This is a genomic window from Pantoea cypripedii (assembly GCF_011395035.1).
GTDB classification, from domain to species: domain Bacteria; phylum Pseudomonadota; class Gammaproteobacteria; order Enterobacterales; family Enterobacteriaceae; genus Pantoea; species Pantoea cypripedii_A.
Window position 1 is genome coordinate 941,794 of the sequence record NZ_CP024770.1, and the last position, 12,760, is coordinate 954,553.

Annotated in this window: 10 protein-coding genes; 4 read left to right on the forward strand and 6 right to left on the reverse strand. The window is 48.2% G+C overall.

Features of this window, described 5'->3' with window-relative positions; genetic code table 11:
* Positions 1 to 19: 19 nt before the first annotated feature.
* The 4 genes from CUN67_RS27785 to CUN67_RS27800 all read right to left on the reverse strand — a co-directional run bounded on the left by CUN67_RS27785 (position 20) and on the right by CUN67_RS27800 (position 5,171).
* Positions 20 to 1,330: a neutral/alkaline non-lysosomal ceramidase N-terminal domain-containing protein gene (locus CUN67_RS27785; protein ID WP_208718673.1), complete on the reverse strand. Its 1,311-nt coding sequence runs from the start codon at positions 1,328 to 1,330 to the stop codon at positions 20 to 22.
* Positions 1,331 to 1,376: 46 nt separating this feature from the next.
* A complete protein-coding gene (locus CUN67_RS27790; RefSeq protein ID WP_208718674.1) occupies positions 1,377 to 2,450 on the reverse strand; it encodes a porin in 1,074 nt (357 codons plus the stop codon).
* 218 nt (positions 2,451 to 2,668) lie between these two features.
* Positions 2,669 to 4,273 (reverse strand): tannase/feruloyl esterase family alpha/beta hydrolase, encoded by a 1,605-nt coding sequence (locus CUN67_RS27795; RefSeq protein WP_208718675.1) that lies wholly within the window; start codon positions 4,271 to 4,273, stop codon positions 2,669 to 2,671.
* A 286-nt stretch (positions 4,274 to 4,559) separates the two neighbouring features.
* A complete protein-coding gene (locus CUN67_RS27800) occupies positions 4,560 to 5,171 on the reverse strand; it encodes a TetR/AcrR family transcriptional regulator (protein WP_208718676.1) in 612 nt (203 codons plus the stop codon).
* A gap of 234 nt (positions 5,172 to 5,405) precedes the next feature.
* Here CUN67_RS27800 and CUN67_RS27805 point away from each other — a divergent pair, with 234 nt between their 5' ends.
* The 3 genes from CUN67_RS27805 (at position 5,406) to CUN67_RS27815 (ending at position 8,981) form a co-directional block, all read left to right on the forward strand.
* Complete coding sequence (locus tag CUN67_RS27805; RefSeq protein WP_208718677.1) at positions 5,406 to 6,065, forward strand: O-methyltransferase; 660 nt, start codon at positions 5,406 to 5,408, stop codon at positions 6,063 to 6,065.
* A 30-nt stretch (positions 6,066 to 6,095) separates the two neighbouring features.
* A complete protein-coding gene (locus tag CUN67_RS27810; protein WP_208718678.1) occupies positions 6,096 to 7,451 on the forward strand; it encodes a hypothetical protein in 1,356 nt (451 codons plus the stop codon).
* 63 nt (positions 7,452 to 7,514) lie between these two features.
* Positions 7,515 to 8,981, forward strand: coding sequence for an alpha/beta hydrolase-fold protein (locus CUN67_RS27815; RefSeq protein WP_208718679.1), 1,467 nt, complete (start codon positions 7,515 to 7,517; stop codon positions 8,979 to 8,981).
* Positions 8,982 to 9,062: 81 nt separating this feature from the next.
* Here the strand turns inward: CUN67_RS27815 and CUN67_RS27820 are convergent, their stop codons facing one another.
* Entirely contained in the window at positions 9,063 to 10,406 is a 1,344-nt protein-coding gene (locus CUN67_RS27820) for an MFS transporter (RefSeq protein WP_208718680.1), read from the reverse strand.
* Between the two features lie 569 nt (positions 10,407 to 10,975).
* Between CUN67_RS27820 and CUN67_RS27825 the strand changes: the two genes are divergently transcribed.
* Positions 10,976 to 11,611 (forward strand): DNA-binding protein, encoded by a 636-nt coding sequence (locus CUN67_RS27825; protein ID WP_208718681.1) that lies wholly within the window; start codon positions 10,976 to 10,978, stop codon positions 11,609 to 11,611.
* Positions 11,612 to 11,639: 28 nt separating this feature from the next.
* Here CUN67_RS27825 and CUN67_RS27830 read toward each other — a convergent pair whose 3' ends face one another.
* The gene (locus CUN67_RS27830) at positions 11,640 to 12,755 is read right to left on the reverse strand and encodes an oxidoreductase (RefSeq protein ID WP_208718682.1); all 1,116 of its coding nucleotides are present in this window, start codon (positions 12,753 to 12,755) and stop codon (positions 11,640 to 11,642) included.
* Positions 12,756 to 12,760: the final 5 nt, after the last annotated feature.

The following is a 12,760-nucleotide window of genomic DNA, read 5'->3' on the forward strand; positions in this document are numbered from 1 at the left end:
AAAACCGCGTTGTGCGAGTTTATCTGGTTGTAAGCGCGTTATTCATCATCGCCGTAAAATTGTCGATGATGGCATTTTCTGCACAGCCTCGTTCCACCGGACTTCCCTGGACCTCGAAAATCGGACGATCATAAGCTGCATCGTCCGGCAGGTAACCTACCCGATCATTCACTATGGACATCAGTAGCAGATTTTTTACTGGCGCCTGTTCAGCAAGATGACGGCCAATTGCCGTGACCACTTCGCCAGAAACACCGGCCAGCGCCGTCTGGTTCAACATGATCAAACCGAGGTGCAGATTAACTTTATCCACTTTTTTCTGATTCATATTTCCCATGTCTGGCGCGCCAGTGCGCATCGGGCAGCCAACGACGCGTTCACTGGCCGTTAGCGATACTGACGAAGTCATTTGCCGGATGCTGTCCGCCACCCGAACAATTTCGTCACCTGCCATCGCCCCCTGTGCATTAACCGCTTTCCATGCGAACTCCGCATCATTGCCCCGGCCTGCCTTTTGCCCGGCGTTAAAAATTCGCGGATTCTGATCGCCAACCGTGCTGAGCGTCCAGAGCGAAACGACATCGCCACCGAGTTTCTCCTCCACGTAGTCAGCGGCCGCACCGGCCAGGTCACCACTGACCTGATTAATACCGAGGCTCACAACGGAATGAACTGCATAGTTAGAAACTACGGCGATCGGTTTACCAGCGGGGGTTGCGAACTTCATCACCCACAGCGTTTTATCGGATGGACCGTTCGCATTGAACCCAATATCCCATCCTTTGGCGCTGTAACGATCGCGGTTAACATTAATATCAAGCTGACCGCTGGCGACACCAAATCGAGCGGGCTGAGCCCGGCTTTTCGCCTTTTGCAGTGAGGCGATCATCTGCTGATAAAGCCACTCACTCCATTGATTCGAGGCCGGGGTGCCGTCATGTGCCAGCGCGCCCGGAGAGACATTGCCCACGCGAGGAGCACTGTGATCATGCGTTGCAGTAATAAATACATGGTCCGCAGGAATGCCTGTCTCCGTGGCAATACGCTGACGCACTTTCGTCATATCACCGACCTCAATAGCGTCGAGAGAAATTAACGCAACTTCCACACTGCCATTATTAATCAATACCGTCCGCATATGAATAGGATCATGGACCCCGGTAAAATCACCGCCCATAGGATTCATATCATGCAGATTTTTCGGTGTAATATCTGTTTTCACCGCCCCGACAGTTAATGGACCACTTTGCGCTGCCTGGGCAATATTCTGTCCAGCGGCAAGGACGAACGCTCCGGTTAAGACCAGATTCCATAACAATTTCTTTTTCATTATTTCTCCACAGAAAGATATCTGACGAATAAAACCCCATCAGGCTTCAGAAGCCATAGTAGATACCGAGTACCAGTTTATTCCCTGTGCCAGCAAACAATCCGCCAACGTTATTGGTGTAGTCATTATTTTTCATCATATTTAAAAGGAAGTCGGCATACACACCCGCATGCGTATTTAACGCATAGCTGGCACCCATTTCGATATAATTAGCCATTGCAGCTTTCCCTCCTTTAAAACTTCCGCTACTTTCCAGATCTCCCCCTTCGGTATAAACCCAGGACAGCGAGGGGCGCAGGCCAAATTCTGTCTGATATTGACCAATAACCTCATAATTACGCGTTTTATTGGCGAAGGTATCATTTGCCTGCAACGTCAGGTTACGAGTCTCGGCATAGACGGTGCCAAAATAGAAATTACCCGGTTCCCATTTCATGCCGACTGCCCAGGATTCTGCATGGCTCCCTTTTCCGTCTGCTTTTTGTAAGGTCGTCCTGTCTGACAGGCTATATCCGCCAATAACACTGAATTTCCCCAGGCTATAAGAGAGCGTGCTGCCAATGCCGTCACCGTTTGATTTGACGAACGTCGTATCATTTTTTCCCTGAAACTGCACCGTAAGATGCAGATTTTCATCAAGTCCAAGCAGATCGGTGTTTTTCCATGTCAGGACACTGTTGGTACGGTTCATCATGTAATTATCATCAGCAGCCCAGGTTTTTCCTGTCACAGATGGGGCCATATCGGCATAGGATTCGACGTTGTACATCACGCCGAAAGTACGCCCGTAGCTGAGATAATCATGCTTCCCGATTTGCAGGCCAGCGTAAGCCTGACGAACCTCTTCAGTCTGACTACCCTCTGCTGCTGAGGTATAAAAACGGTATTCAACAAAACCAAAACCTTTTAAAGTGTCATTGATCGTGGTTTGCCCGTTAAAACCAATTTCAGAGAAACTGGTATCTCCGCGACTGGCTCTTGCCCCGCTGGTGACATTACTGAATTCGCCAATCACCACACCAAATAAATCTAAACGATTATTATCTTTATCATAAACGACGGCTGAAAACGCATTGGAAGAAATAAAACATAGCGCTACAGCCAGGATCTTTTTATTCATTTCCATACACCAGAAAAAACGATTTTGAAATGGGGTGTGTAAAACACACCCCTCCCAGAGATTTTTAATTTTTTATATCACCCCGAAAAAACCAATTCTATTAACCCACTCCTCCTTATACAGAATAAAAACACGGTACGATCTGCCAATACGAGCAATGAATCACTCATCACTCACTTATTTCATTTCAGTTTATATTTATTACATGATTGGTTTTTCTATTTAACACAGGAAAAACTCGAAGCCAGATTAATATCACCCTTCCCAAGGTATCGCGATTTTTGTGGATAAGCACATAAAGGCCGGCTGCGTACCACTTTGCCTTCGACTACTCTGAGTGCAGTGATTTGCACAGGAGCTTTGTCATGTTCAAACCAGTCATTAAGTGCATCAATTTTATTAAATGTGTCGCAGCCATCACCACTGTGACAGTGAGCCATGCCTGGATTGATAAACAATCTCAGATAATCATTAACCTGTTTCCCTGAATGTTCAATCAGGCCGTTGTAATAAGCCACGGCATCCTGTGGATTATGAAAATCATTCCAACCGATAAACATCAGAATTTTTCCTCCTCGTTTAAAGAAGGGCTTCAGATTGGTATCGACCCCCAGCCGACCATTGAGCACGTTTTTTGCGTTGACAATATCTTTATGCCAGTCGAAATTTTTCCAGTCCCACTGAGGATTCTGATATACCGCATAACGGAACAGGTCCAGCGCGGTCTGATGTGGCTGACGCAGATAATCGTCAATTTCCAGTTCACTGCCTTTAGCTGGCCCCTGAAAAATACGTTCTCCCGTTTGCGGGTCGGTCGGACCACGATAGATAGCTTCCATCAATGAAACCTGTGGTGCCGTAAGACAATCGCCTTTCTCACCCGGCTTGCACATCAGCTGCTTAGGCTCAAATCCACATTTATCGGGTTCTTCCACAAACCCCTGCTTCTGGCCAACCGGGCTGGCACACTGCTTAAGCACCGCCTGATGAACCCGTTCAAGTTGCTGGCGTGTCAGGTTCATCTCAGGATGTTTGTTTACCAGCCACATCGGCCACAGTTGAGCAGCATTAAAATTAAGTAATGGATTGGGTGGTGCACCCACCACCATGCCATCGTAATCTTCGGGGAAATTCTTTGCCTCAATCAGCCCTTCTATGCCACCCAGTGAACAACCAATCCAGTATGAACGCTCAGGTGCCTGGCCGAAGAATGCCTTGATAATGGTTTTCGCATCGCGGGCCATTAAATGATGTGCGCGCCAGGCATAATCGGTAAATTTTTCCGGGTGCCCGAGGATAAAGCGGCCCCCCTTCTGTGCCGGATTGCCTTCATCATGACCGTTATCGGTACTCGCAGTGGCATAACCTTTTTCCAGGCCGCTCAACATAACCGGGTACATGAAATAGCCACCCCAGCTGAAATTGCCGGTGCCCATGAACTTACCATTCCAGTTTCTGAGCGGTAGCCAGACCTCCATTTTAATTTCCGAATCTGCCGTGGGGCGCTGTAAAACGCTGACCCGGCAAAAATCGGGGTTCGTTGCCAAAGTTGTCTGTCCGGCGGCATTAATACCCGTTATTTTTTCCAGCAATGCCATGGGCCCCGGTCCATCCGGAATTTTAAACTGCCCTTTTTTTACGATTTCGGCAGAAAGGATTTCCATACCAGGGAAAGCCTGTTTTACCAGATTATCGCAGTTCACCTCGTTCGCTTTAGCCTGAGCAAAAAAGGAAACCGAACCCCCGATAACGCCCATCATGCAGCAGATCAAAACCCGGCTGGATGAAATAGATACTTTCCCGCCTCTTCTTTTTTTGCTCATAACTCAACTCCCTATGACAGTGTTCTGAAATCAGGCCATTCAAAGTGGTACCAATGAGTACCATTTTTACTGTTTTTTACAATGGGATTTATTTTTTTAGTAGAGAAGGATCACAAAATTGATGGGTGTAAAAATTCCCGCCATGCAAGATTTCTTCTCAACATGTTGATTTTAATCAAAATGATCAAGATGAGGATTTTCAAGCCGGGATTTTCACTGCAAAAAATGGGGCTATCTTCAGTGAGCAACATGAGGGGAAAGGGAAAACAATCACACAAAAAAATTATCAGTTAACATTAATGCCTTTTAAAATTATGTCTAATGCTGCAATGATATGTTTTTTTCTGGACGGGAAGTCATCCCTTGCGCGCCGCTTTGGCGTTAATGCACCAAAAACAACATCCATGATCATAGAACATATTACACCTAGCTTTTCTGGTGATTGGGGTGCTAATTGCCCAGCAGCAATTTGCGCTTCCATCCAGTTAAGCAAACGTTCTCTATGATGAATTACGCCACTGGCATACATGGCATCAAAAATATCCGGGTGTTCAATGCCGTCTTTCAATAGCATTGTCAGAAACTTATACCTTTCATTTTCCTTATCAACCCATGAATCATTCTCCAGATGGAATATTTTTATTAACCCATCCTCCATCGTCATGGTTTCATGCTGTTGCGGAATATCCAGCACCTTATCTGCATTTTGTGCCACGACCGCCATATATAAATCCTTTTTCTCTGGAAAAAATTTATATATTTCCCTTTTTGATATCATGCATTTACTGGCTATCATATTGGTGGTTGTGGCAGAAAATCCATTTTCTATAAAAAGAAGAAAAGCATTATCCAGCAAGACATCTAATTTATCCTGTTCTTTTTTTCCCGTTCTGGACATCCTTTAACCTTATTACGTGATCAGATATGGAACATTTATACACTAAATCAAGATGTTCGGCCATAGCCCAAAAGACTTATCCACTCGCTGTTCTCGTTATCGTTATAGGGCACTCCCTGATTGACATATCTGTGTAAATAACATTATGGTACCGACAAGTACCATTTGGAAACTAGCTGAGAAATCGAGGCTATCTTTAAATTTCGAATGAGCCTTTTTAACGGGAGCAACGATATGCCACATCGCAACGCAGATTTAGCAACAGGGTCTTGTCCCATCAGTGATCCCGTGTTCCTCAAGGTGATCTCACGTATGAACAGCGAACGGCGCCACCCGACGCCTGAGACTTTTGCAGAGGGAGCAGCCTGGAACCCATATGCTTTTGCTGAGTACGGCTTTTCAATCCATCCAGAGCAGGGAAATCTGATTTACCTGCTCTGTCGCGGCATGCGTGCACGACGCGTAGTTGATTTTGCGACCTCAGTTGGCATGTCCACTCTCTACTTTGCCGCCGCGATGCGGGACAACGGTGGGGGTCTGGTCATTGGTTCTGAATTTGTCGAACAAAAAGCTGAAATGGCCAGACGCAATCTTTCAGATGCTAACCTTCAGGGCTATGTCGACATCCGTATTGGAGATGCCAGAGAAACGTTGCAAGAGTTGGGCGGCCCGGTGGATTTTGTGCTCATTGATGGCTGGCCAACGGCTGAAGGTCCTTCCCTGGCACTGCAGGTACTTAAGGTAATCGCGCCACAGCTACGCATTGGTGGCTATATCCTGAATGACAATGCGGAACCTGACTTTCTTGAGTACATACGCGATCCGGCAAATGGATTCATTTCCGTAACGCTCCCGATTAAACGCGGCACCGAGCTGGCACTGAAAATAGCCTGACTTCAGGCTGCTCATCTTCAGGAGTTAAATTTGACATCACGACGGACTGTTTTGAAAACAGGTGTTGGGCTGGTCGCAGCAACACTGCTCAAAGTAAAACCCGTTATGGCCAGTTCGAGCGAAAATACCCTGCTGCGCGCAGGTGTCGGTCGCAGCAACGTTAATTTGACAGATCTGTTGCCAATCGGGGATTTCACTGGTGAACACGACGCGCTTTTTATCAGAGCCTTGTTGCTGAATGACGGCCAGCTATCGCAGGCAATGGTGGTGGTTGATCTGACATCGCTTGCCCTGTCTTTGGTGGCAGATATGAAGGCCATTGTGCAGGAAATAACCGGCATACCCGCTTCACAGGTCATCATCATCGCCAGCCATAGTTTTTCCACGCCCCATATCCCCGACACAACACGGGGGGACAGCTTATCCCCTCAGGATAAAAAGCTGATTGAAGCCTACTGCGATGCCTTGCGTATAGCCATAAAGCAAGCTTTTTCCGGTCTGGTGCCAGCAAAAATGGGTGCGGGAGCGGGGTTTAGTCGTATCGGGGTAAATCGGGATGTTGAGACAGCATCTGGGTGGTGGCTGGGGGCAGATGAATCAGGATTCAGCGATCCCCACACAGGGGTTGTGCGCATTGATGGTCGCGATGGTCAGCCGCTGGCGGTGTTGATTAACTATGCTGTCCAGCCTGCCGTTATGGATGCTTCACGAAATGCAGCAGGCGGGAGACTCATCAGTGCCGACCTGGCCGGATTTACCGTGAGCCATGTAGAAACCTATTTCGGTGCAGGCACGGTCGCCTTTTACCTTCCCGGTGCCGCAGGCGATCAGGTTCCCTATCTCCAGGCAAACCGCCATGTTAGCGGAACGGATGGCAAACCTGCACGAAAGGATGTCCATGAAGCGGGTTTTGTTATTGCAGAGATGTTGGGAGAACGGCTGGGCAATGAAGTCGGAAAAGTGTGCTCAGCGATCAAAACCGGTCCAGTAAAGCCGCTCGCACTGTTCAGGAAATCAGTATCCGTACCTGTGGTGAATTTTTCTGCTAAAAATGCGCCCACAGGTCCGCTCAGTGCTTTCCGTTACACCCCGGCTGGGTATGCCGACATGCCAATTACCTTGATGCGATGGGGTGACATTGTATTCGTCTGTGTCCAGCCGGAGCTCAACGCAGTTACCGGCGCCCTGATACGCAATGCCTCACCTTTCCCTCATACATTCATCGTGACCATGGCTGATGGGGCAGCAAAATATATGCCTGACAAACAGAGCTACACCCGTTTTACCTACGAAGCTCGCAGCTCGCCTTTTGCGCCAGGTGCAGCTGAGAAGGCAGCCGCTTTTATCGTTGCACAGCTGGAAAACATCAAAGAGATAGCGGGCTGATCAATGTGGCAGACAAGTCATCAACCCCTTGTATTTTATCATTATCATATTGAGTAAAAAGAGATGGCAGGAATATCAAGAAGAAGCTTTATGGCGGTGGGAACGGCTCTGACGGGAGCTGTCATGACAGGTATGGTCAGTGGTGCCAGGGCATCCGGTGGCGGCAATGGGTTCATGGCAGCCTCTTCATCCCTGGGCGACGGTGAAAACAGCAAAACGCTTTCTCCCGGTCTCCAGCGTATTTATGCCCTGACGGAAGTCACCGGTGGTGGCGAAAAGGTATATGGCATCGCTGCCGAGTATGATACCGATATTGATGCAGCCGGGCTTAATGCTGCCAGTTTCCACGCTGCTGTGGTGCCTGCAGCAGCAGGATATTTTCCCGGAATGCCTCAGGCAGCGGATAAAAATGCTACACATGCGACGGCCATTTCGAGAGAAATTGACCGTGTCTACACCAACTCCGTCCCGGCATTACAACCGGCTGGGAAAACGGTTGCGGGAAAATACGTGATCATCGAGTTTCATCACGACACGGATCTGAGCCTGCCGACGAAAGACAGCGACAGGGTCGAACTTATTCAACTCGGGGTGGTAAAAACACTTTCCGGAGTGACCTATGCTGGCAGTAAAAATATCTGGAGTAACAGTGGTCAGCGCGGCAATAACGTCGTAACCCGCGGTCTTGACGGCTGGGAACAGAATCACTGGTGGTGGGATGACTCACGTTCAGCATGGCTGGAGTACAGCATTTTCCTCCCGTCATCCTTCCTTAAACCCGGCGGCGAGAAAAAATCTTATCCGCTGTTGCTCGCGGTGACCCATTCCGGTACCAGCTATGATGGCACCTGCGCGCAAACACTGACCGAACAATGCATCGCCAGCATCTGGGGCTTGCCTGAAGAACAGGCACGTCATGAGTGTGTGGTGATCACCCCTCGCTATGAACGCACGACGATGAATGATTATTGGGAACACACCAGCGACGTTGAAAACACACATCGCCTTGTGCAATCACTGCTGAGCAATACCTGGAATTACGGTAATCCAAATCTTGATGATCGCCGGGATAAAGAGCTCAAAATTGATCCTAAACGGGTCTACTGCACTGGCTGGTCAATGGGGGCAATGACTTCGTTATGGCTGATGGCGAAATATCCGGGCACTTATGCCGCCGGTCTCATTATTGCCGGACAGCAGCGGCCCTCTGATGTTGTCACCCTGGCTAACCAGAAAGTACTGATTATTACCGGTTCAGATGACACTAAAGCTACTCCGTGGAATGAAAAATGCGTCCCCGTATGGGAAAACGCAGGTGCTAAAGTCGTTCGCCCATCTGAGCTCCTGGACCCGACATTAATCTTCCCGGAAGATAAACAGGATAAACTGACCGAACAAATGAACGGTTACCTCAGGCAAAACGGCAACATCACCTTTCTGACATTTGCGGGTGTTGATCATATGGGATCGGCCAGGAAGTTTTTCTATATCAACGCGGCCAGAGAATGGTTATTTAATCACAGTTTATAATCCACTCCCCTTCATAAAAGAGGGGGAGTCAGAATCAACACCACCGATATTTCGATGGTTGTTTAGCCGTTGGTTACCGTGTTATTCCGCTCTTTTAAGTTCGAGGCGTTTGATCGGACCGACAATCACCACAAAGCTGAAAATGGCGATCAGCGCATGAATGGCGACGAACACCAGCGCCCATTCAAAGTGCCCGGTTGCTTTGACGATGTAGCCAATAACCACCGGGGAAACAATCCCTGCAAAGTTACCACACAAGTTGAAAATGCCACCGGCCACACCCGCCATCTCTTTGGGTGCGGTATCGGACATCACCGCCCATCCCAGTGCGCCAATTCCTTTGCCGAGAAACGCTAAAGACATAAATAAAACAACCAGATAAATCGAATCGACATAGTTACAGAACACCATCACCATTGACAGCAACATGCCGAGGACAATCGGTGTCTTGCGTGCAACGGAGAGAGATTTTGTGATGCGCAGAATACGATCCGAAATAACGCCCCCCATCAGCCCGCCCAGGAAACCGCAAATCGCCGGTATGGCAGCAATAAACCCGACTGTTTTGATATTCAGCCCTTTTTCCATCGCCAGATACAGTGGGAACCAGGTAATAAAAAAGAAAGTCAGAACGTTAATGCAATACTGACCAAGATAAACCCCCAATAACATACGGCTTGTCATTAATTGTTTTAAGGCGTTTAAATCAAATCCGGCTTTTGATTTGGTGTTACTTTGGTCCATATCCACCAGTGCCCCACCCTGACGGATATAATCAATTTCTTCGCTATTAACCCGGGGGTGATCCAATGGATTATGAATTACTCTTGCCGCTGTAAAAGTAATCACAATTCCCAGCACGCCCATAAAGATAAAAATCGATTGCCAACCATAATTGAGTGTCAGCCATCCCATTATCGGGGCGAAAATAGCCGTGGCGAAATATTGTGCGGAATTAAATACTGCAGCGGCAGTAGCACGTTCTTTAGACGGAAACCAGGCAGCAACAAAACGGCTATTGCCCGGCATCACCGGCGCTTCGCACAGGCCGACAAGGAAGAGAAGAATGGTGAAGCAAACAACGGCACCGAGACCATGGAAAATTTCCACACAACCTTGCAACAAGGTAAAAACGGACCACAGACACAAGCCGCACAGGTAAATCTTTTTCGAACCAAAACGGTCGAGTAACCAGCCACCGGGAATCTGCGCCAGACAGTATGCCCATGCAAACGCCGAGAATATCCATCCCATCTGACCGGGGTTGATACCCAGGGCAGATGTCATATCTTTACCTGCAATTGCCAGCGTTGAGCGATCCCCCACACTCACTGCCGTTATGATAAATAAAATAATAACAATATGCCATCTGACATTGGTTTTCCTGTCATGCGATATGTCATCAATTTCATTTAATTGAGCCATGTGACACCACCTTAAACTTGTTAGAAGATCAAAAATGCAAATAATGAATTATTCAGGGCACAGGAATCTGATTAATTTATTATTTGTACTGTAATGAAATGTCTTTCTACTTTGTATAATATGGGGCCATGATTTAATAACAGTTTCTTTTGATAAGAAGAAGATATGATTCCTGGCGAAACAAGACAATGTGCATTTGCATAACAAAGTGATTTATTTTTTCTGTTTTTATGTTATTTAAATAATTTATTTGAAGTGGATCACAAAATTTAATTAATATTTGAGGGCAGCCAGAGGGGGCATCGACTTACACCCTGCTGGTTGTTTGTTATTTGCTGCCAGATTGTTATAATTATTGAATGCTTTCTTTCGTGCGATCCGAATATTAATAATTATAACCGCAGGTAAGAAGGAAATATATTGGCAATCATTTAATCAAAGACAATCATCCCGTTCAGGATGTTGCAACATTGAGACGGATTTTTGCGCGCTAATATGAAATACTTAAGCGCTATTTGGGCAGTTACAGTGGTTTGGTTAAGTTCCCTGAAGAAGGAAAACCTGCGGCAATGCTAAAACGGATAGAGTATCAGATAGAGAAGTACAGCTTCATGGAGCTAAACGAAACGCCTGACCGCACCCGTCAGTGGGCCGAAGTTCTTGAGGAGTGCCGTCAGTTGCAGGCGGGTGCGGAAGAAAGGTTGCGTATTGCATTGCTGCATATGGATTACGTCACCAGTTTTGAGTTGCCTTTCCGGCTGTTGCTGGTACGAACCCCGCAGCTGATTGCCAGATTGCGTGATGAGCTGCTTATTACCCGTAAAAGCGCTACGTTCAACGGCAAACGTTTTGGCTGTACCTGGAGCCTGAAATCAGACTTAAGCAGCATCCCAGATGAATTCCAGTACCGGCTGGTAACCCGTATCCGGCGAATAGATTCTGCCGGAGCAACAGCCGCCCCTTACCAGCAAATCGCCAAAGAGACAAAAGCGCCGCGCGAACGTCTCAAACGCGCACTGGAAGAAGGATTATCGGTATCGGCGCTGGACGGTTTATTCTGGTTTGGTCAACAGCGTATCGCCGCCGATGTGCTGAATCTGCGCAAGAAAGGGATGATCATCAGTACATCTGAAACTGAAGTTTTCGACAATCTTACCGCTACGACCAGGCTTGTTCCCATTTATAGCGCCGGGGAGAATAAATGATGCCCTGCTCCCCGGTCGCGTAACCTGTTTAAATATCGACGCTGCTGACTGTCTCAGTTGCCTGCTCAACGGTTTCCATCGCCTCGAACAGCACTTCCGCAGTGACGTTAACCGGCATCAGGTGAATGGTCTCTTTCGCACGCAGGGTATGGGCAATCATCGCATCAATTTGTGCTTTGTCTGAGATATCGATACCCAGTTCGCGCAGGCTGGTTGGCAATTTCAGCTGACGATAGAAGCTCAGCAGCATTTGCAGCTCCTGCTCGTCCTTCATCAGTGCGACCTGAACCAGAATCCCGTACGCCACTTTGATACCATGCAGAATGCTATGCGTTTGCGGCAGTACCGTCATACCATTGTGTACCGAATGAGCCGCAGCCACGCGGGTGAAACGTTCGCCCAACCCGCCGATTAATCCGCCACCGGCAATCACAGCATCCACCACAGCGATAAAACGCGCGGTCAATGTTCCATGGCATTGATCGGCTAATACGGTTGCACTGTCACTGAGCAGCAACTCCCTGAGTCCGTGCGCCATATTGAGTGCGGTACGTGCGAGATAAGGCACTGTAGCGGCCTCGGCACTCCCCACCAGAACGCTGGCCTCATACCACTTGGCTAACGTATCGGCGATCCCCGCCAGCAGGTAAGGCGCTGGCGCTTGCAGAATGATTTCTGGCTCAACTAAAACCAGATGGTTCGCCTGTTTAAAGATCTCATAGCCGATATTCTCCCCCTGTGGGTTATACCAGACGGAGAGCGGCGTCCAGGCTGCGCAGGTCGCCGCAATGGTGGGAATCAACACCACCGGTAATTGCATACGGGCTGCCAGCGCTTTCGCACTATCCATCACCGTGCCACCACCAACGCCAATAATGACTTTGCAGCGCGGTCCGGCCTGTTCAGCCAGACGGCTTATCAGCGGTTCATTACAGTGCTCACGGATACAGGCTTTACCGGCAGATTCAACCGTAAATGCCTCTGGCAACCAGGCCTGAGCGGCCTGCAAGGCTTGCTCGCCATACAACCACATCGCGTGCTGTAAGTCAGATTCGCTGTAGAAATTGTTTAATTCACGGATCGCGCCCGGAAAGCAGTAATAGTTAGCCGGCCCCGGTACTACCTGAATTTCAGTAAAAGACATTTTTT